The 19025-nt window shown below is 74.4% G+C and carries 19 protein-coding genes; 12 read left to right on the top strand and 7 right to left on the bottom strand.

Going from position 1 to position 19025, the window contains the following annotated elements:
- Nucleotides 1-112: 112 nt before the first annotated feature.
- Together ACLQ20_RS07375 and ACLQ20_RS07370 are read right to left on the bottom strand one after the other, a co-directional pair.
- Nucleotides 113-1645 (bottom strand): FAD-dependent oxidoreductase, encoded by a 1533-nt coding sequence (locus ACLQ20_RS07375; RefSeq protein WP_425854648.1) that lies wholly within the window; start codon nucleotides 1643-1645, stop codon nucleotides 113-115.
- Nucleotides 1646-1735: 90 nt separating this feature from the next.
- The gene (locus ACLQ20_RS07370) at nucleotides 1736-2227 is read right to left on the bottom strand and encodes an MSMEG_6728 family protein (RefSeq protein WP_151454749.1); all 492 of its coding nucleotides are present in this window, start codon (nucleotides 2225-2227) and stop codon (nucleotides 1736-1738) included.
- Nucleotides 2228-2318: 91 nt separating this feature from the next.
- Here ACLQ20_RS07370 and ACLQ20_RS07365 point away from each other — a divergent pair, with 91 nt between their 5' ends.
- Entirely contained in the window at nucleotides 2319-4103 is a 1785-nt protein-coding gene (locus tag ACLQ20_RS07365) for a potassium channel protein (RefSeq protein WP_151454748.1), read from the top strand.
- Between the two features lie 40 nt (nucleotides 4104-4143).
- On the opposite strand, the gene ACLQ20_RS07360 is transcribed toward ACLQ20_RS07365, so the two are convergent.
- Both ACLQ20_RS07360 and ACLQ20_RS07355 read right to left on the bottom strand, forming a co-directional pair.
- Nucleotides 4144-5382, bottom strand: coding sequence for an APC family permease (locus tag ACLQ20_RS07360; protein WP_425854644.1), 1239 nt, complete (start codon nucleotides 5380-5382; stop codon nucleotides 4144-4146).
- A 9-nt stretch (nucleotides 5383-5391) separates the two neighbouring features.
- Nucleotides 5392-6129 carry a phosphatase PAP2 family protein gene (locus ACLQ20_RS07355; RefSeq protein ID WP_425854842.1) on the bottom strand — a complete coding sequence of 246 codons (738 nt, stop codon included), beginning with the start codon at nucleotides 6127-6129 and terminating at the stop codon, nucleotides 5392-5394.
- Between the two features lie 143 nt (nucleotides 6130-6272).
- On the opposite strand from ACLQ20_RS07355, the gene ACLQ20_RS07350 reads away from it, so the two are divergent.
- Nucleotides 6273-7523 carry a DUF4032 domain-containing protein gene (locus tag ACLQ20_RS07350; protein ID WP_425854643.1) on the top strand — a complete coding sequence of 417 codons (1251 nt, stop codon included), beginning with the start codon at nucleotides 6273-6275 and terminating at the stop codon, nucleotides 7521-7523.
- A gap of 106 nt (nucleotides 7524-7629) precedes the next feature.
- Here ACLQ20_RS07350 and nagA read toward each other — a convergent pair whose 3' ends face one another.
- The 3 genes from nagA to ACLQ20_RS07335 are packed head-to-tail and all read right to left on the bottom strand — an operon-like array spanning nucleotide 7630 to nucleotide 10585.
- Nucleotides 7630-8739, bottom strand: coding sequence for an N-acetylglucosamine-6-phosphate deacetylase (gene nagA / locus ACLQ20_RS07345; RefSeq protein WP_327029796.1), 1110 nt, complete (start codon nucleotides 8737-8739; stop codon nucleotides 7630-7632).
- A complete protein-coding gene (locus ACLQ20_RS07340; protein ID WP_151454744.1) occupies nucleotides 8739-9659 on the bottom strand; it encodes an ROK family protein in 921 nt (306 codons plus the stop codon). The genes nagA and ACLQ20_RS07340 overlap by 1 nt, the downstream gene beginning before the upstream one ends.
- The gene (locus tag ACLQ20_RS07335; protein WP_151454743.1) at nucleotides 9656-10585 is read right to left on the bottom strand and encodes an SIS domain-containing protein; all 930 of its coding nucleotides are present in this window, start codon (nucleotides 10583-10585) and stop codon (nucleotides 9656-9658) included. Before ACLQ20_RS07335 ends, ACLQ20_RS07340 begins: the two co-directional genes overlap by 4 nt.
- Nucleotides 10586-10779: 194 nt before the next feature.
- On the opposite strand from ACLQ20_RS07335, the gene ACLQ20_RS07330 reads away from it, so the two are divergent.
- The 10 genes from ACLQ20_RS07330 to ACLQ20_RS07285 all read left to right on the top strand — a co-directional run bounded on the left by ACLQ20_RS07330 (nucleotide 10780) and on the right by ACLQ20_RS07285 (nucleotide 19025).
- The gene (locus ACLQ20_RS07330) at nucleotides 10780-11565 is read left to right on the top strand and encodes a DeoR/GlpR family DNA-binding transcription regulator (protein WP_425854641.1); all 786 of its coding nucleotides are present in this window, start codon (nucleotides 10780-10782) and stop codon (nucleotides 11563-11565) included.
- Nucleotides 11566-11718: 153 nt separating this feature from the next.
- Nucleotides 11719-12729, top strand: coding sequence for an ATP-binding cassette domain-containing protein (locus tag ACLQ20_RS07325; protein WP_151454742.1), 1011 nt, complete (start codon nucleotides 11719-11721; stop codon nucleotides 12727-12729).
- Complete coding sequence (locus tag ACLQ20_RS07320) at nucleotides 12726-13742, top strand: ABC transporter permease subunit (RefSeq protein ID WP_425854639.1); 1017 nt, start codon at nucleotides 12726-12728, stop codon at nucleotides 13740-13742. The genes ACLQ20_RS07325 and ACLQ20_RS07320 overlap by 4 nt, the downstream gene beginning before the upstream one ends.
- A gap of 246 nt (nucleotides 13743-13988) precedes the next feature.
- Nucleotides 13989-14501 (top strand): DUF3263 domain-containing protein, encoded by a 513-nt coding sequence (locus ACLQ20_RS07315; RefSeq protein ID WP_151454740.1) that lies wholly within the window; start codon nucleotides 13989-13991, stop codon nucleotides 14499-14501.
- Between the two features lie 235 nt (nucleotides 14502-14736).
- Nucleotides 14737-15525, top strand: coding sequence for a hypothetical protein (locus ACLQ20_RS07310; RefSeq protein ID WP_358121229.1), 789 nt, complete (start codon nucleotides 14737-14739; stop codon nucleotides 15523-15525).
- Complete coding sequence (locus tag ACLQ20_RS07305; protein WP_151454738.1) at nucleotides 15522-15914, top strand: phage holin family protein; 393 nt, start codon at nucleotides 15522-15524, stop codon at nucleotides 15912-15914. The genes ACLQ20_RS07310 and ACLQ20_RS07305 overlap by 4 nt, the downstream gene beginning before the upstream one ends.
- A 22-nt stretch (nucleotides 15915-15936) precedes the next feature.
- Nucleotides 15937-16698 (top strand): DUF3618 domain-containing protein, encoded by a 762-nt coding sequence (locus tag ACLQ20_RS07300; RefSeq protein WP_327029790.1) that lies wholly within the window; start codon nucleotides 15937-15939, stop codon nucleotides 16696-16698.
- Entirely contained in the window at nucleotides 16667-17566 is a 900-nt protein-coding gene (locus tag ACLQ20_RS07295; protein ID WP_425854637.1) for a hypothetical protein, read from the top strand. The genes ACLQ20_RS07300 and ACLQ20_RS07295 overlap by 32 nt, the downstream gene beginning before the upstream one ends.
- 173 nt (nucleotides 17567-17739) lie before the next feature.
- Nucleotides 17740-18249 carry a GNAT family N-acetyltransferase gene (locus tag ACLQ20_RS07290; RefSeq protein ID WP_327029788.1) on the top strand — a complete coding sequence of 170 codons (510 nt, stop codon included), beginning with the start codon at nucleotides 17740-17742 and terminating at the stop codon, nucleotides 18247-18249.
- A gap of 275 nt (nucleotides 18250-18524) precedes the next feature.
- Complete coding sequence (locus ACLQ20_RS07285) at nucleotides 18525-19025, top strand: hypothetical protein (protein WP_327029787.1); 501 nt, start codon at nucleotides 18525-18527, stop codon at nucleotides 19023-19025.

Raw genomic sequence — 19025 nt, 5'->3', positions numbered from 1 at the left:
GCAGGCCCCGGGCCGGTCAGCCCGCCCGGCGCGCAGACCTCGGACCGGTCAGCCCGCCCGGCGCGCAGACCTCGGACCGGTCAGCCCGCCCGGCGCGCAGACCCCCGGCCGGTCAGCCCCGTCCGGCGAGCAGGCCTCGGGGCCGGATCGAGCAGACCCGTTCCGCCGCGCCGCCCTCGGCCCGCAGGACGTGGTTGGCGGCGATGATCCCGGTCGCCGCCGACCGCTCCATCAACGCGCTCGGGAAGTCCGTCCGGATGCCGTCGCCGGCCAGGTAGAGCCCGTCGGCGTCGGTGCGTACCCCCGGCCGCCAGGCGTGGCTGCCGGGCGTGAACGCCGGCGCCTGCGCCTCCACCCGGGCGCGCAGCTCGCGGACCCGCAGCCGGGCCGCCTCCGGCCAGAGCGCGGTCAGCTCGACCCGCATCCGTTCGGCCAGCTCCTCGGCGGGCACACCCGCGTCGCAGGCGTACGCGTGCAGCTCCACGACCGAGCCGCCGGTGCGCTCGGCCCAGCGGCGGGACTCGTGCTCCAGCCGGTGGTAGAGGGTCACCGAGTCCAGGGTGGGCTGCCGGGACACCCCGCTGAACACCGCCCGGTCGGCGGAGACGTCCCCGTCGCACCAGAAGCGCGCCACCGCGTACGGCGGGCCGGGCCGGCCGAACGCGGGCATCCGCGCCGCCAGCCGGGGCGCGTGGTCCGCCAGGCCGGGCGAGGCGGCGACCAGCGCGGCCAGGGCGGGCGGGTCTACGGCGAGCACCACGTGCCCGGCCGGGTACGACGTGCCGTCGGCGGTCGCCACCCGCCAGCCCCCGCCGTCGCGGGTCACGGCGGTGGCGGCGGCGCCCGTCAGCACCCGGCCGCCGTGCTTCTCCACGTGCCGCGCCAGCGGCTCCCAGATCGCCGTCGCGTAGTCCTCGTCGGGGCAGTCGAAGGCCAGCCCCTCCGGATTGCCCAGCAGGTAGAAGTGGAACTGGGCGATCATCTCCGCCGCCGACATCTCCGCCTCGTGGTTGAAGAACGAGTGGGAGAAGACCTCGAAGAGCATCGCGCGGGCCCGGTCGGGCAGCCGCAGCGAGGCGAGCAGCGCGTCGGCGGTCGTGTCGTCGAACTCGGCGTAGGTGCGCCCCGGGTCGTAGGTGAGCAGCGGCAGCGCGGCGTCCCGGTCCATGCCCCGCAGGTCGCGCAGGCGCAGGCTGGGGCTGCGTAGCAGCAGCGCCAGCAGGTTCATCGGCGGCGCGGGCGGCAGCCTGCCGAACTCCTCGGTGGGCCACTGCTCGCTCAGGATCGGGTAGCCCGGGACCGGCTTGAGGAAGCCCAGCCCCGGGTCCGCGCGGCGCAGGATGGACCGCCAGTTGTAGTACTGCCGGAAGAACGCGTGGAAGCCGTGCTCGTTCATCTGCCGGCTGCCGTCGGCGAGCGTCTCCGGCCAGGCCCCGAGCCGGCCGCCGAGCGTCGGCGCGGCCTCCAGCACCGTCACCGCCACCCCGCGCTCGGCCAGCACCACCGCCGCCGACATGCCGGCGATCCCGCCGCCGACCACCACCGCCTCGACCCGGCCCGGCACGCGGGGGGCGCCACCACCGCCCGGGTCCACCTCGTGCTCGCGTACGCCGATGAGTCGACCGACCACTTTCGACAGCGCCATGTGCACCTTCCCGCCGGGTGGGTCTCCAGTCTGCCCGCTCAGCCATCGCGGGAACCCTTTCTCGCGGGAAGCGCCTGACGTGCCCCGCCATCACTCCGGCGGCGGGAGGCAGCGCCGTTCCCGGTCGGAGGCGGGCCAGACGTACTCCAGGTCGGGCGGGACGTCGTCGCCGAAGAGCGGCCCGTAGTGGCCGGGGTCCTTACGCAGCAGCGACGAGCGGTGGCTCAGGTGCAGGTCGTCGCGGCCCAGCCAGGGCGGCAACTCCCCGGCCTCGGCCAGCTCGACCTGGGTGCGGACCCGGGTCAGGCCGCAGGCGGCGGCGAGGTCGGCGGTCATCGTGGTCGCGCACGTGTCGGCCCGGCCGGGCTCGCACCAGACCGCGCAGACGTCCAACCCGTACCGGGTGAGGGCCTCCTCGTACCCGGCCCACATCTTCACCGCCGGGTGGTTGCGCCAGCCGTACGTGGGCCAGGTCAGCCCGCGCAGCACCTGGATGGTCTCCACCCGCTGCTTGCCCAGCCGCTTCTGGTCCAGCGTCCGGGCGCTGGCCAGGAAGTCCGGGTACGGCAGGAACGTCTGCATGCCGGTGCTCTACCCGTCGCCGGAAGGGACATGCCGGCGCGACCAGCGTTCATGATCACGGGGCTGCGTCCGGCGCGACCGGCTGACTACGATGCGGCACATGGCGGAGCCCCTGCTGGATCGTGCGCGGCGTGCCGGCCGGCGGCTCCGGGTCAACGGGGACGCGCGGGCGCACTACGTGATCTGTGGTCGCGACGCCCTCGCCTACTGGGTGGTGCGGGCGCTGCTCGCCACCGAGCTCCAGGCCGGCCGCGTCCGGATCACCCTGGTCGTGCCCGAACGACCGCGCTCGGACGAGCCCGACGGGCGGGACCTCCAGGGCGTCGAGGTCGTCCGCGCCGACCGGCTGGACGAGGTGACCTTCCGTCGGGCCGGGCTGGCCGGCGCCGACGGGCTGGCCCTGCTGCACCAGGACGACGTCGGCAACATGCACGCCGCGCTCTGCGCGCAGGAGGTCGAGCCCCGGCTGCGGCTGGTGGTGCGGATGTTCAACACCGGCCTCGCCAACGGGGTGCGGCAGATCTTCCCCGACTCGGCCGTGCTCTCCGACGCCTCCATGGCCGCCCCCGCCTTCGTGGCCGCCGCGTTGGGCGAGGTCGCCCCCACCCACTTCCGGCACGGCGGGCGCACCCTCTACGTGGCCCGCCGCGAGGACGTACGCCCGCCCGACGTGGTCTGCGGGGTCGCCGACACCCGCGACCCGCAGCAGGTCCGGCTGCTGCCCGCCGACGAACGCGCGGCCGACCTGGTGATCGCCGAGGCGACCGGGACGCCGCCGGGGACGGAACTGGCCGCCCGCCGGCTGGTGCGGGCCCGCCGGCGCCGCCGCCCCCTGACGGTGCTGCTGCGCGCGGTGCGCAGCTTCGCCACCCGCAAGATCGGCGTCGCGGTGATCGTGCTGCTGGCGGTGATCGGGGTGCTCGGCTCGCTCAACGGCTACGCCGCGCACGAGGACTGGGCCGACTCGCTCTACCTGACGCTGGTGACCACCCTGACCGGGCAGGATCCGAACCCCGACAAGTCGGCCGCCGAGCAGGTCATGCAGGTGGTGCTCAACCTGGCCGGGCTGGCGCTGATCCCGCTGATCACCGCCGTGGTGGTGGACGGCATCGTCAACGCCCGGCTGGCCCTGCACTCCGGCCGCATCCAGCCCGAGCGCTCCGGGCACGTGGTGGTGGTCGGGCTGGGCAACGTCGGCACCCGGGTGATGGCCCAGCTCTGCGACTTCGGCGTCGAGGTGGTGGCGATCGACAAGATGCCCGAGCCGCGCGGTGGCGCGCTGGCCCGGCGGCTCGGCGTGCCGCTGATCGTGGGCGACGCCGCGCTGGAGGAGACGCTCCAGTCGGCGTCCGTGGGCGGCTGCCAGGCACTGGTGGTGGTCTCCACCGACGACGAGACCAACCTCCAGGCGGCGCTCATCGGCCGGGCCGTCAACCCGGAACTCCAGGTGGTGCTGCGCCTCTTTGACGGCCACTTCGCCGAACGTATCCAGCAGGCGTTCGGCATCGGCGTCTCGCGCAGCGTGTCGTACCTCGCCGCGTTCTCGTTCTCCGCCGCGCTGCTGGACCGCGCCGTGATCGCCACCATCCCGGTCGGCCGGCACGCGCTGCTGGTCACCGAGGTCTCCGTCGCCGCCGGGTCGTCGCTGGACGGCAGGCCGCTCGCCGCCGTCGGGCGGGCCGAGAGCGTACGCCTGCTGGCGCACGCCCGGGCCGGCCAGCGCCTCGACTGGGCGCCCGATGCCCGGCTGGTGATCGTCGCGGGCGACCGGCTGACGGTGGTAGCCCGCCGGGCCGGCCTGAACGCCCTGCTCCGCGAGGCCGCGCCCCCGCCGGAGGACCCGGTCACGCCCGTGCCCCGCCAGCCGGAGGAGTGACGGCGCCCGGTCCGCCGTGCTGCGCGTCCCGGGAGCGGCGTCAGGCCCGGCGCGGGCGCAGGGCGTACCAGAGGGCGCCGACGGCGAGCACGGCGACGCCGGCGAGCACGCTGGCCGGCGGCAGGTTGACCGCGAGCAGCAGGCAGCCGGCCAGCCCCAGCACGGCCAGCGCCCGCACCGGCAGCCGCCGGCCCGGGTCCCGGCCCAGCGTCAGCGCGGCGGCGTTGGTGATCGCGTAGTAGACCAGCACGGTGCAGCTGGAGAAGCCGATCGCACCACGTACGTCGCCCAGCAGCACGATCGCCACCACCACGGCGGCCACGGCCAGCTCCGCCCGGTGCGGCACCCGGTGCACCGGGTGGACGGCGGCGAGCGCCCCCGGCAGGTCGCGGCGGCGGGCCATCGCCAACGCGGTGCGCCCCACCCCGGCGAGCAGGGAGAGCAGCACCCCGGTCACCGCCACCGTCGCCCCGGCCCGCACCAGCCACGCCAGGCCGGGCAGCCCGGCGGCGGTCACCACGTCGGCCAGGGGCGCGGCGGAACCGGCCAGCCGGTCGGCCCCGAGCACACCGACCGTGACCACGGCGAGCACCAGGTAGACCGCCAGCACCACGCCGAGGGCCAGCGGGACCGCCCGGGGGATGGTCCGCGCCGGGTCGCGTACCTCCTCGCCGAGGGTGGCGATCCGCGCGTATCCGGCGAAGGCGAAGAAGAGCAGCCCGGCGGCCGTGAGCACGCCCCGACCGCCGCCGCCGAGGTCGCCGAGCCGGTCGAGCGAGACGTCACCGCCGGCCGCGCCGGCCACCGCGACCAGGGCCAGCACCGCCAGCACCACGCCCACCAGGACCTTCGTCGCGGTCGCGGTCCTGCCGATGCCGCGCAGGTTCACGGCGGTCACCGCCGCCACCGCGCCGACGGCGACGAGCCGGGCCTGCCCCGGCCAGAGGTACGCCCCGATGGTCAGCGCCATCGCCGCGCAGCTCGCCGTCTTGCCGGCCACGAAGCCCCAGCCGGCCAGGAACCCGGCGAACGGGCCGAGCCGCTCCCGCCCGTACACGTAGGTGCCGCCGGACTCGGGGTAGCGGGCCGCGAGCCGGGCCGAGCTGGTCGCGTTGCAGAAGGCGATGAAGCCGGCCAGCACCAGCGCCGCCAGCAGGCCGGCCCCGCCAGCCGCCGCCGCGGCGGGCGCGAAGACCACGAAGACGCCCGCGCCGAGCATCGACCCCAGGCCGATGACCACCGCATCCCGTACGCCCAGCCGGCGTGCCAGTCGATCCACGGCGGGACCCTAGGGGGCGGAGATGAACGGACGGTTCCAGTCCCGCAGCGCTCCCGGCAGCGGCAGGTCGTCCCACGGCACCCGGTGCACCAGCCGGTCGAGGAGAAGCCCCAGCAGCAGCCCGGCGACCGAGTCGGTCAGCCAGTGCCAGCCGAGGTAGGTGGTGGTGCAGAGCACCACCACCGGCGGCACGACCCGGACCACGGTGACCAGCCGGGGCGGCACGGTCCGGCCGTACGTGCGCAGCAGCGGGGCGAGCAGCAGCGCGATGACGCCGTACCAGAGGATCGCGTTCGCGACGTGGCCGGACGGGTAGGACTGGGCGAACTTCAGCGGCAGCTCGTCCTGGAACAGCGGGAGGGTCTGCTCGGCGGGGAGGAAGGGTGCCTTGACGCTCGCGCTGGGCGCGGGCCGGGCGGTCCACACCTTGAGCGGGCCGATGGTCAGGTAGCTGAGGGCGAAGGCGAGCACCGGCGGCAGCACCGGGCGGACCGACCGCAGCCGCACCGCGAGCAGCACCCCGAGCCCCAGGGCGATCAACGTCAACGGGGTGCCCTGGCCGAGATAGTTGAGGACGACCGCCGTCCAGTGCGCGGCCGTGGGCCGGTGCGCCTGCGACCAGTCGGCGATCGCGCGGTCGATTCCGAACAACCGCTCGCCGGCGAGGGCCACGGTCAACCCGACGAGTGCGGTGAGCAGCAGCGCGTCGAACCACCAGCCGGCCGGCCGGACCGGCCGGAGCTGCACCTTTGCCCGTACCGCCGTGGTCTCCCGCACCCCGACCACGCTACCGGCCCCGTTCGGCGCCGGACCGGGACGGGCCGGGGTCGCCTGTGTGCCGAGCCACGAAGGGAGGCGCTCGGCGGGGGGTACCCGTCAGACTTGTCCCCGTGCGGATCACCTCGGCCCTCGTGGACCCGGCGCTGCTCGACCTACCCTGGTCGACCCCGCTGGAGGAGTGGCCTGCGCAACACCTGGTGGCGCTGCCCCAGGGCATCTCCCGGCACATCGTCCGCTTCGTCCGGCTGGGTGAGTACGTCTACGCGTTCAAGGAGACCCGCGAGCGGATCGCCGAGCGGGAGTACGACCTGCTCCGCGCCCTGGAGCGGATCGACTTCCCGTCGGTCGAGGCGGTGGCGATCGTCGCCGACCGGCAGACCGACGACGGGGAACCCCTCGAGTCGGTGCTGATCACCCGGCACCTGCAGTTCTCCCTGCCCTACCGGGCGCTCTTCTCGCACACCCTGCGCCCGGAGACGATGGGCCGGCTGCTCGACGCGCTGGCCGCCCTGATCGTCCGGATGCACCTGACGGGCTTCTTCTGGGGCGACTGCTCGCTGTCGAACACGCTGTTCCGGCGGGACGCCGGGGCGTTCGCCGCGTACCTGGTGGACGCCGAGACCGGGGCGCTGCACCACTCCCTCTCCAACGGCCAGCGCGGCGAGGACCTGGAGATCGCCCGGGTCAACATCTTCGGCGAGGCGCTCGACCTCCAGGCCGCCGGGCTGCTGCACGAGTCGATCGACCCGGAGGTCGTCTGCGAGGAGGTCGTGCAGCGCTACGAGCGGCTGTGGCACGAGATCACCTACGAGCAGCAGATCGAGCGGGAGGCCCGGCACGACATCGAGGGGCGGATCCGCCGCCTCAACGAGCTGGGCTTCGACGTCGCCGAGGTGGCGATGTCCACGATCGACAACGGGCGCTACCTGGTCCGGCCGAAGGTGGTCGACGCCGGCTACCACACCCGGCGGCTGCTCCGCCTCACCGGCCTCGACGCCGAGGAGAACCAGGCCCGCCGGCTGCTCAACGACCTGGACGCCTACCGGGCGGAGAGCTACCTGATGGACGAGCAGCAGGCCGCGCACCGCTGGCTGACCGAGGTCTTCGAGCCGGTGGTCCGGGCCGTGCCCGCGCACCTGCGCCGCAAGCTGGAGCCGCAGGAGCTCTTCGCCCAGATCATCGAGCACAAGTGGCTGCTCTCGGAGCGGGCCGGCCGGGATGTCGGGATGGCCCCGGCCGTGCAGTCGTTCCTCTCCGACGTGCTGGTGCACCGCCCCGACGAGCAGGCGGTGCTCGGCGACGTGGTGGCGGGCGGTGATGGTCCTTCCGGCGGACTCTCTCCGCGACCGCTGTCGAGCTGATGTCGTAGACGATTCGGCCTGTGCGCCCTGTGTGATGTCGTAGACGATTCAGCTCGACAGCGCGGACGTGAGCCCCTCCGCCCGGGTGGGCTGTCGCCTCGCTGCGTCACTCCAGCCAGGAGCCGCCGCGCATCACCCGGACCACGTTGAGGTCGTCGTCGAGCACCACCAGGTCGGCCCGGAGTCCGACCTGGAGCGCGCCCAGCTGGTCGCCGAGGCCGATGGCACGGGCCGGCGTGGTGGCCGCCATCCGTACGGCGTCCGCGATCGGGATCCCGGCGCCCACCGCGTGCCGCAGCGCGGCGTCCATGGTCAGGGTGCTGCCCGCGATCGCGCCGTCGCGGGCCAACCGGGCCACGCCGTCCGCCACCGTGACCGTCTGGCCGCCCAGGTCGTACTCGCCGTCGGCCATGCCGGCGGCGGCCATCGCGTCGGTGATCAGGGCGGACCGCTCGGGGCCCGCCGTCGAGGTGGCGAAGGCCAGCATCCCGTCGTGCAGGTGCACGCCGTCGGCGACCAGCTCGCAGACCACGTTCGGGGCGTCCAGCAGGGCCACCACCGGGCCGGGCTCGCGGTGGTGCACCGGCCGCATCCCGTTGAACAGGTGGGTGCCGACGCTCGCGCCCGCCGCGACGGCGGCGCGGGTCTCGTCGTACGTGGCGTCGGTGTGGCCGACCGCGGCGACCACCCGGTGCGCGGTGAGCAGCTTGATCGCCTCCAGGGCGCCGTCCCGCTCGGGGGCGAGGGTGACCATCCGGACCGCCCCGCCGCCCAGCTCGATCAGCTCGGCCAGCTCGTCGGTGGACGGGTCGCGCAGGTACTCGGGGTTCTGCGCGCCGCAGCGGGCCGAGGAGAGGTACGGGCCCTCGAAGTGGATGCCGGCCAGCACCCCCTCGGCGACCAGCGGGGCGAACGCCTCGGTGGCCGAGCGCATGAGCACGAAGGGCGAGCTGACCAGGCTGGCCAGCAGGGTGGTGGTGCCGTGCCGCAGGTGGAAGTCGGCGGCCTGTCGGGCCTGCTCGGCGTCGCCGGTGGTGAAGGTGTGCCCGCCGCCGCCGTGCGTGTGCATGTCGACGAAGCCCGGCACGATCCAGTGCCCGTCGCGGACCGACGGGTACTCGGCCACCGCCCGGATCCGACCCTCGTCGACCTCCACGCAGCCCTGCCGGATCACGCCGGTCGGGGTCACCACCTTGCCGTTCACCCGAAGAGCCATCACTTCTCCAGACTGTCGAGGGCGAGCAGGGCGGCGCCGAGGCAGCCGGCCTCGTCGCCGAGGGCCGCCGCGACCAGGCGCGGCTCCCGGTGGAACGTCATCCGCTCGTGCAGCGCGGCCCGCAGCGGGTCGAACAGCAGCGCGCCGGCCCGCGCCAGCCCGCCGCCGATCACGACGGTCTCCACGTCGAAGAGGGCCTGGCCGGTGGCGAGGCCGTCGGCGAGCGCCTCCACGGCCTCCCGCCAGACGTCCGCCGCCAGCGGCTCGCCGGCCGCCGCCCGGTCGGCCACCTCGGCGGCCGTCGCCGGGACGCCGGCCCGCGCCGAGTAGAGCCGGCCGATCGCGGAGGCGGAGGAGACCGCCTCCAGGCACCCGGGACGGCCGCAGCCGCAGCGCGGCCCGCCGGGGCGTACCAGAATGTGGCCGATCTCGCCGGCGGCGCCGTGCGCGCCGGTGGCCGCCGTGCCACCGACCAGGTGCGCGGCGGCGATCCCGGTGCCGATCGCGACGAAGAGGACGTGCGCGGCGTCGCTGCCCGCGCCGAGCCGGGCCTCGGCCAGACCGCCGGCGCGCACGTCGTGGCCGACCGCCGTCGGCAGTCCGAGCCGCGCCTGCGCCAGGTCCCGCAGCGGTACGTCCCGGAAGCCGACGTTCGCCGACCAGACGGCGACCCCGCGCGCCTCGTCGATCACCCCGGGTACGGCGATGCCGATCGCGACCGGGTCGAGCCCGTCGGCGCGGGCCTTGCCGGCCAGCCCCTCGGCGATCCCCAGGACCGTGTCGACGACGGCGTCCGGGCCGCGCTCCGCGTCGGTGGGGTGCCGCTCGGTGTGCAGCACGGCACCGTCGGCCCGGACCAGGGCGCACTTCATCCCGGTGCCGCCGACGTCCAGCGCGACGACGACGTCGGCTGGCCTCACGCGAGGACCACGGAACGGGTCAGGTGGCGGGGCGCGTCCGGGTCGAGGCCTCGGCTGGTGGCGAGCGCGACGGCGAAGCGCTGCGCCAGGATCAGGTCGGCCATCGGGTCGACGGGCGTACGGCCGGCGGCCCAACTGCCCAGCACCGTGCGGCAGCCGTGGGTGCGGCTGTGCACGAACGCCGCTCCGGTCGCCGCCACGTCCTCCGGCAGCCCGTCGGGCAGTTCGCCGAACGCCCAGACCAGCCGGCCCGGTGCGGCGATCGAGATCGGCCCGTGCCGGTAGTCCATCGCCGGGTACGCCTCGGCCCAGAAGGTGGCCGCCTCGCGGCACTTCAGCGCGGCCTCCTGGGCGAGCCCGACCGTCCAGCCCCGGCCGAGGAAGGTGGCCTGCTCGATGCGGGTCGGGTCGATCGGCAGCGGGGCGCGTACGGCCACCTCCGCGTCGGCGGCGAGCGCGTCGATGTTGTCGCCGAGGTGGGCGCGGAGCAGGGCCAGGGCGGTGGTCGCGAAGCGGGTCTGCACCACCGAGCGCTCGTCGGCGAAGGGCATGGTCACCGCCGCGTCGGCCAGCGCGACGGCGGGGGAGTCGGGGTCGCCGACCAGGACGGTGCTCGGCACCCGCCCGCGCAGGGCGGCGATCAGCTCGGTGACCTCGGTCGTGGTGCCGGAGCGGGTGATCGCGACGAGCCGGTCGTAGCGCCGGCCGGCGGGGAACTCGGAGGCCTGGAAGGCGTCGGTCTCGCCCTGGCCGAGGTGCTCGCGGCGGGCCGCGTACGCCATCGCCATGAACCACGACGTGCCGCAGCCCACGACGGCGACCCGCTCCCCGGGGCGGGGGAGGTGGTCCGTCGCGGTGGCGGCGAGTCGCGCCGCCTCCCGCCAGCAGTCGGGCTGGCTCGCGATCTCGGCGTCGACGTACGACATGAGAACTCCTACGCAGGGGAGCGGTGCGCAATACGGCTCGTTAGAGCCGCCTTTCGCGCGTTATTCTGCGCGAAAGCGGCTGGCTGTGGCAACCAGCCCCGGCATCGCGCAAGACAGGGTTTTGCGCCCTCGTAGTTTCGCGCACTACTGTGCACGCAATCAATCACCGACCGCGCAGTAACTGGAGGGCCCGGGTGGACCGGTACGCCAGATGGAACGCCCTGCTCGAGATGCTGACCGACAACGGCCGCGTCAGCGTCGAGGAGGCGGCCGAGCGGCTGGACGTCTCCCAGGCCACCATCCGGCGCGACTTCGACCAGCTCGCCCAGCAGCAGATGATCACCCGGACCCGGGGTGGCGCGGTCGCCAACGGCGTCTCGTACGACCTGCCGCTGCGCTACAAGACGGCCAAGCACTCGGCGGAGAAGCAGCGGATCGGCGCCGCCGCCGCGGCGCTCGTCTCGCCGGGCACCGTGGTGGGCCTCAACGGCGGCACGACCAGCACGGAGGTGGCCCGGGCCCTCGCCGTCCGGCCCGACCTGAACACCAGCGCCGAGGGCGCCCAGCTCACCGTGGTCACCAACGCGCTGAACATCGCCAACGAGCTGCTGGTCCGCTCCCGGATGAAGGTCGTGGTGGCCGGCGGCGTGGTCCGCCCGAAGTCGTTCGAGCTGGTCGGCCCGCTGGGCGGGGCGCTGCTGCGCGAGGTCACCCTCGACGTCGCCCTGCTCGGCGTGGACGCGATCGACCCGCAGCTCGGCGCCGCCGCCCACCACGAGGGCGAGGCGGCGATGAACAACCTGATGGTGGCCCGGGCCAAGCGGGTCGTCATCATCGCCGACTCGTCCAAGTTGGGCGGTCACGCCTTCGCCCGGATCTGCCCGGTGGACCGGGTGGAGACGCTGGTCACCGACTCCGGAGCCAGCCCCGAGGTGGTGGAGGCGTTCCGCGCCGCCGGCGTCACGGTCATCTGCGCCTGACGTTGAAAGGAAGGGCACCTTCCTGACGTCTGGTGCACAGGAAGCGCCCCTTCCTTTCACGCGTTCGGCGCGTCGCATGCATACCGGGTATTGCGGGGATCTACATACCGCGTATGGTGTCGCGTGTCATACACCCATCGGGGGAGGTGCAGCTTGCCAGCTGTCCTGGAGATCGAAGGTCTCCGCAAGACGTACAAGAGCCGTCGGCGCGGCACCCGCAACGCGCTCGACGGTTTCGACATGCGGGTCGAACAGGGGCAGGTGCACGGCTTCCTCGGCCCCAACGGGTCGGGCAAGACCACCACGCTGCGTACGCTGCTCGGCCTGATCCGGCCCAACGGCGGCCGGATGACGATCCTCGGCCACGAGGTGCCGGCGGCGCTGCCCGCCGTCGCCGGTCAGGTCGGCGCGATCGTGGAGAGCCCGCAGTTCTTTCCGCACTTCACCGCGCGGGACACCCTGTCCCTGCTCGCCGGCGCGGGCGACGTGCCGCAGCACCGGGTCGACGAGGTGCTGGAGCTGGTCGGGCTGCGCGACCGCGCCGGCGAGCGGGTCAAGACCTACTCGCTGGGCATGAAGCAGCGGCTCGCCGTCGCCTCGGCCCTGCTGAAGAACCCGAAGCTGCTGATCCTCGACGAGCCGGCCAACGGCCTCGACCCGGGCGGCATCCGGGAGATGCGCACCCTGACGCGCAACCTCGCCGAGTCGGGGATGACAGTGGTGCTCTCCAGCCACATCCTCGGCGAGATCCAACTGATCTGCGACTCGGTCACCATCATCTCGCTGGGCCGGCGGGTGGCCTTCGGCCCGGTCGAGCAGGTGCTCGCCCAGCACTCCTCGGGCGCGGTCCGGGTGCGGCTGGAGGCGGTCACCGACCTGCCGGTCGCCGCCGACGCGCTGACCCGGGCCGGGATCCGGGTGGCGGGCCAGGCCGACCACCTGATGCTCGCCGGGGTCGACAAGCCGGCCACGGTGACCCGGCTCCTCGCCGAGCAGGGTCTCTACGTCAGCGAGCTCGCCCCGGTCGCCGTCGACCTGGAGAGCGTCTTCCTCGAACTGACCGCCACCGCGCCGGTACCCGGCCAGCACCGGCAGGTCGACCAGTCCACGAAGGTCGGTGGCGCCGGGCAGCCCGGTCCCACCGGGGGAGGGTGGGGCGCGTGAGCCTCTACCGTACGGAGTTGCGCCGGCTCGCCAAGCGGCGCTTCACCCGCTGGATGGGCCTGCTGGGCCTGCTGGTGCTCGCGGCCGTGGTGGTCGGCGTCTTCTTCACCAACGAGAAGATCGACGCCAACGCGCTGGCGAAGGCCGAGCGCGCCGCCGAGCAGCAGTGGCAGCAGGACGTCCGCCACAACACGCAGTACCGCGCGGAGTGCGAGAAGGCGAAGGCGGCCGGCACGGCCCAGTCCGGGGAGTTCCCCGACGACTGCGCGATGATCCAGCCCCCGCCCCGGGACGCGATCCAGGCGGACTGGTTCCTGCCCTCCACGTTCGACTTCCGGGAGAACTTCGGCGACACGCTGCTGCCGCTCGCGGCGATCCTGGCGCTGGTCGGGTTCGTCGTGGGGGCCTCGTTCGTCGGGGCGGAGTGGAACACCGGCGGCATGATGAACCTGCTGCTGTGGCGGCCGAAGCGGCTGACCGTACTGCTGACGAAGCTGGCGGCGCTGCTCACCGGGCTGGTCGCCCTGGCGGTGCCCACGACGGCGCTCTGGTTCGGCAGCTTCTGGCTGGTCGCCACGTTCCGTGGCAGCACGGCGAAGATGACCTCCGGGGCGTGGCAGTCCTTCGCCCTGACCGGGCTGCGCGGGCTGGTGCTCGCACTGGTCACCGCGACCATCGGCTTCGCGCTCGCCTCGCTGGGGCGGCACACCGCGATGGCCCTGGGCGGGGTGATCGCCCTGATGGTCGTCGGCCAGTTCGGCCTCGGCATCCTGCTGGCGATGGCCGGCGTGCGCTTCGCCGAGGCCTGGCTGCTGCCGACCTACGCCCTGGCGTGGATGCAGAAGAAGGTGACCCTGGAGGACTGGAACACCTGCCAGGCCACCTACTTCGGCGAGTGCAAACCGGACACGCTGGACATCACCTGGCAGCAGTCCTCGGTGATGATGGCGGTCGGATTCGTGGTGATCCTGGGCGCGGCCCTCTGGGCGATGCGCCGGCGGGACATCTCCTGACCGCCGGCGGTGCGACCGGCGGCTCTCCCCGGCCCCGGTCGCACCGCCCAAGCCTGGCCCGGGGATGACGAACCGGCATAATCAGGGCAGAGCGTGGTGGGGTTCGCGGGCCGGACACGACGTGAACCGGAGCGGTCACGTTCCGGCACTGTCGTCCGATGCGAACCGGGTCTGCCCTGGTTAGGCTGGGGTCCCCCCACCGGTCGGCGTCGTGGTGTGCCGCCCGCCAGCCCCACGAGGAGCGCCATGCAGCCCGCCGACGCCGCCCCGGCCGCCACCGAGCCGCCCGCGCCGGGCCGGCCCGGCGAAGCCGGCGCGACCGTCGGGGCGGACCCCACCGGGGAGGCGCGGGACACCGGCAGCGTCGTTCCCCAGCCGCGTACCGGTCCGGGCGCCGGGACGCCGACGGTCCCGCAGCCCCGCTCGGCGCCGGAGCCGGACGCCGCCGTGGCGGCGCCCAGCGAGGCCGGCGCCCCGCCGAGCGTGGCCGGCACCGACGCCGACGCCCCGGCGGACGCCCGGCCCGAGAGTGGCCTCACCGAGCGTGAGCGCGGCATCCTCGCCTTCGAACAGCAGTGGTGGCGGCACGCCGGCGCCAAGGAACAGGCCATCCGGGACACCTTCGGCCTCTCGGCCACCCGCTACTACCAGTTGCTGAACGGGCTGCTCGACAACCCGGCCGCCCTCGCCGCCGAGCCGGTGCTGGTCGGGCGGCTGCGCCGGCTCAGGTCCTCCCGGGCCCGCAACCGCCGCCGCTGACCGCTGTCGTACTCCCCGACCGGTCCCGGCCCCGCCGACCCCGTTCCGACCGACCGGTCCGGTGCCGTCCGCGTGCCGGCACGCCCAGGCGGCCCGCAGCTCCTACCCCCGACGCCGGTACGGAATGTCGGCGATCCGCGCGGGTACGCGGCTGTCGTTCCGGGCCGCATCTCGCGGCCGGTTCACGTTCCGGGCCGTGTGACCTGCGGCCCGGGGCCGACGGAGGGAGCGGGCGATGACGCAGATCAACCCGAGCCGGCCACCGGACGGTGCGACCGGCACCGCACAGCAGACCCGGCAGGAGGCGTCCCGGGTCGGGCACCAGGCGGCCCAGACCGGCGGACACCTCGCGCACACCGCCGCCGAGAAGGGCGCACACGCTGCGCACACCGCCGCCGAGAAGGGCGGACACGTCGCGCACGCCGCTGCGGAACAGGGCGGACACGTGGCGTCGGAGGCCGGGCGGCAGGCGCGCCACCTGACCGGTGAGGCCGGCACGCAGTTGCGCGACCAGGCCCGGGCGCAGCAGCACCGGGCCGCCGACGGGCTGCGCGGCATCGGGCGCGAACTCAGCTCGATGGCGGAGCGGAGCGAGGACTCCGGAATGGCCGCCCAGGCGGTCCGCCGGGCCGCCGACGCCGCCCAGCAGGCGGCCGGCTGGCTCGACGAGCGCGAACCCGGGGCGATGCTCCACGACGTGCGGTCGTACGCGCGCCGGCACCCGGGCACCTTTCTGGCCGGTGCGGCCCTGGCCGGCATGCTGGTCGGGCGGCTCACCCGGAACCTGACCGCGTCGGGCGACGGGGCGCGGGGCGAGGGCCAGCCGTCGATGCCGCCGACCGGGCCGGGTACCGCGCCCACCGGGCCGACCGCCGCGTCCACCACGGCCGGGTCGCAGCCGTACGAGCGGACGGCCGAGGCGCCGTACCTGCCCGAGGGGGCGTACACCGGGACGGCCCGGGTGCGCAACGCCTCGCCGTCGGGTCGGCAGGGGCCGGACATCCCGGGCGGGGTGGCGCCGTGAGTGCCCCCGAGAAGGAGCGGACGCAGTCGGTCGGCGACCTGCTGGGCGACGTGACCCGGGACTTCTCCGTGCTGGTCCGCAAGGAGGTCGAACTGGCCAAGGCGGAGCTGCGCGAGGAGGCGGGTCAGGTCGGCAGGCTCGCCGGCATGTTCGGCGGGGCCTCGCTGGCCGGTTTCCTGACGGTGCTGTTCGTGTCGTACGCGCTGTGGTGGGGGCTGTCCAACGTGATGGACCAGAGCTGGGCGGCGCTGATCGTGGCCGTCATCTGGGGTGCCGTCACGGGTGTCCTGCTCGCCAGGGCGCGCAAGGAGAAGGAGCAGCTCCGCTCGGTGCTGCCCCGCACGAGGCAGACCGCACGGGAGATACCGGACGCGGCACGCGGCCGGTGAACCAGCCGGGAGGGAGCAGATCATGTCCAACGATCCGGACCGGATCCGGTGGGAGATCGAGAACACCCGGAACGAACTGAGCAGCGACGTCGACGCGCTGGCCGACAAGGTCAACCCGCGGCGGATCGCCGGTGAGCGCGTCGGGCAGGCCCGTGGCGCGTTCACCCGGGCCAGGGAGAAGGTGATGGGCGTGCAGTCTGACGGGCACGGCGCCGCACAGCGGATGTCGCAGGCGACAGGTCAGCGGATGTCGCACGCGGCCGATTCGGCGCGGGAGTTCGGCGGGCAGTCCCGCGAACGGGTGTCACACGCGGCCGATTCGGCGCGGGCGCTCGGGGAGCAGTCCCGGGAGCAGATGTCGCACATGGCCGGGTCGGTGCGGGAGGAGGCCCGCTCGCTCGGGCAGCAGTCCCGCCAGCAGGCGCAGGGCAACCCCCTGGCGGCCGGCCTGATCGCCTTCGGCGCCGGGCTGCTGGTCTCGTCGCTGATCCCGCCCAGCCGCCCCGAACGGCACTGGGCCGGGCAGGCCAAGGACATGGTCGGCGAGCATTCCGACCAGCTGCGGGCGCAGGCCAGACACCTGCGGGAGCAGGCCGGCGAGGTGGGCCGCGAGATGGGCCACGAGGTCAGCCACAACATGCGCGGACCGGCGCAGGAGGCGGCCCGGGCGGTCGGTTCGACGGCCGCCAGTGGCGCGTCCGCCGTCCGGGATCAGGGCCGGTCGGCCGCCCACCAGATGCAGGGGCAGGCGCATGAGACCGCCGACGACCTCCGTCGCCGCTGAGGCGACCCGGGTGGTCGGGGCGGCGCGGACGATGCGGGTACGCTCCGCGTCCGCGCCGCCCCCCGGCCGGGCGGTCAACGAGGACCTGGTCCTTCGGTTCGGGCCGCTGGTCGGCGTGCTGGACGGCGCCAGCGTGCCGGAGGGCTTCGACACGGGCTGCGCGCACGGCACCGCCTGGTACGTCCGGCACCTCGCGGCCCGGCTCGGGCTGGCGGAGGCGGTCCGCCCGACGGCGACCCTGATGAGCAACCTGGCGGCGGCGATCCTCGCGGTCCGGGCCGACCACGGCGACGAGTGCGACCTGGACCATCCGGGCACCCCGTCGAGCACGGTCTGCCTGCTGCGCGACGGGGGTGACCACCTCGACTACCTCGTGCTCTGCGACAGCCCGCTGGTGCTCGACGCCGGCGGTCGGATCAGCGTCGTCACCGACGACCGACTGGACGCCGCCACGGCGGAGCTGCGGGCCATGGTCGAGGCCCTGCCGGCCGGCGGGGCCGATCGGGTCGCCCGGATCCGGCAGGCGGTCGACATGCAGCGGGCGCGGATGAACCGTACCCACGGTTACTGGGTGGCGGCCGCCGACCCGGACGCGGCGTTCCACGCGGTGACCGGGACCCTGCCGCTGCGGGGGCCGGGCGCGGTACGCCGGGCGGCGCTGCTCAGCGACGGCGCGTCGGCCCTGGTGGAGCAGTTCGGCGTCCTCGACTGGGCGGGGCTGCTGGACGTGGCGACCGCCGAGGACCCCGGCGCGTTGATCGACCGGGTACGCGTCGCCGAGCGGGACCATCCGGACCGGTTGCGCCGGCACAAGCCCGCCGACGACGCCTCCGTGGTGCTCTGCGAGTTCGACGCCGAGACATCCTGACCGGCCCGCGGGCAGGCGGTCCGCCAACCCGTCACCCCGGGTCGGCCGGGCGGTTGACAGCGGAGCGTGAGGCAGAACACGATGCGGGCCGACCGGCCGGTACCTTCCGCCGGACCGCCAGTCGGGGCCCGATGGGGTGGACTTGGGCCGGTGGGGCCGGCAGACTGCGGCACGTGGCGGGAACGGTGCGGCTGGAGCCGGTGGACGAGCAGAACCTGGAGCCATTGCTCTCCGTAGCGGCTGCGGAAGCGGAGCCCGGCGACGTGATGCCGCCGGTGGAGGCCCCTGCGGGCTGGTCGTGCGCCCGGCGGGAGGCGTTCCGGGAGTTCCACCGGGCGAGCTTCGGAGGTCTGGACGGCCCGACCGGCACCTGCATGTACGCGATCCTGGCCGGCGGCGAGGTGGTCGGCATGATCCGGATGACCCGCCGTGACGAGCCGGGCACGGTCGAGACCGGGATGTGGCTGGGTCGCTCCGCACGGGGCCAGGGAATCGGCGCGGGCGCCCTGCGCGAACTGTTGAACGAGGCGGCGGCGGCCGGAATGCGACTGGTCGTCGCGGAGACCACCGTCGACAACCACGGTGCCGTTTCCGTGCTTCAGAAGTGCGGCGCAAAATTGCGCGAGAGCGGCAGCGTGGTGCACGCCGAGATATGCCTCGATTCGACGCTGCCGGCCCTGTGACGGCCATTCCGCAATTATTTCCTTCCTGAGGTTCTTACTGCTCAGCGCTGCCTTGGTGTCGGCTTTGCGCGTTTTATGAGGGCACGCGCCCCGACCCCGGTGAATGGCGTCGACAACGCGCGGGAGTGTTTCGCCGATAGGCCAACGGGTACTGCCCGTCGGGTCCGATCAAACGGGACACCTGATGTGCGGTCCGGCGCGTGCTGATCCCCGGCGGCCATTCTTTCGACCATTGCCGTCAGGTGTCCGGCGCTCCGGGGAGCGAAGGAGAACTGATGAAGAGCGGAGCACGAATCGGGCTCGCGGTCGGCTTCGGCTACCTGCTGGGCCGCCGGCGCAAGCTGCGTACCGCCCTCACCCTGGCCGCCGCGGTCGCGGCCGGTCGGGCCAGTCGGGAGCCCGGCGGACTGCTGAAGGCGGGCGGCAACCTGCTTCAGTCGTCTCCCCACTTGAGCAACCTCGGCCGCCTGGGCGGCCCGCTCGCCGCCGCCTCGAAGGCGGCCGCGACCGCCGCCGCCGGCAGCGGCATCGATGCCATCAGCGGCAAGCTGCGCGGTTCGGCCGACGCGCTGCGCCGAAAGGGCGGGACCGGCGCCGGCGGCGCCGGCGACCGGCCGGACCGGGACACCGACGCCGAGCACCAGGAGCGCGACGACGGCGGGCAGGACCGCGACGACGATGGCGGGCAGGAGCGTGACGACGACGGCGGGCGGGACCGCGACGACGACGGCAAGCAGCGGAACCGCGACGCCGGCGACCAGCGGCGGGGGCGGTGA

It is taken from the genome of Micromonospora sp. DT46 (assembly GCF_049841735.1).
Taxonomy (GTDB): domain Bacteria; phylum Actinomycetota; class Actinomycetes; order Mycobacteriales; family Micromonosporaceae; genus Micromonospora; species Micromonospora reichwaldensis.
The sequence above is the reverse complement of the archived record's forward strand: the minus strand, read 5'-3'. Positions and strand labels throughout refer to the sequence as shown.

Coding starts and splice junctions, on each gene's coding strand:
- ACLQ20_RS07375 (WP_425854648.1), bottom strand. CDS start 1,645: ATGGCGCTGTCGAAAGTGGTCGGTCGACTCATCGGCGTACGCGAGCAC.
- ACLQ20_RS07285 (WP_327029787.1), top strand. CDS start 18,525: ATGAAGAGCGGAGCACGAATCGGGCTCGCGGTCGGCTTCGGCTACCTG.
- nagA (WP_327029796.1), bottom strand. CDS start 8,739: ATGGCTCTTCGGGTGAACGGCAAGGTGGTGACCCCGACCGGCGTGATC.
- ACLQ20_RS07300 (WP_327029790.1), top strand. CDS start 15,937: ATGTCCAACGATCCGGACCGGATCCGGTGGGAGATCGAGAACACCCGG.
- ACLQ20_RS07310 (WP_358121229.1), top strand. CDS start 14,737: ATGACGCAGATCAACCCGAGCCGGCCACCGGACGGTGCGACCGGCACC.
- ACLQ20_RS07295 (WP_425854637.1), top strand. CDS start 16,667: ATGAGACCGCCGACGACCTCCGTCGCCGCTGAGGCGACCCGGGTGGTC.
- ACLQ20_RS07335 (WP_151454743.1), bottom strand. CDS start 10,585: ATGTCGTACGTCGACGCCGAGATCGCGAGCCAGCCCGACTGCTGGCGG.
- ACLQ20_RS07370 (WP_151454749.1), bottom strand. CDS start 2,227: ATGCAGACGTTCCTGCCGTACCCGGACTTCCTGGCCAGCGCCCGGACG.
- ACLQ20_RS07315 (WP_151454740.1), top strand. CDS start 13,989: ATGCAGCCCGCCGACGCCGCCCCGGCCGCCACCGAGCCGCCCGCGCCG.
- ACLQ20_RS07365 (WP_151454748.1), top strand. CDS start 2,319: ATGCGGCACATGGCGGAGCCCCTGCTGGATCGTGCGCGGCGTGCCGGC.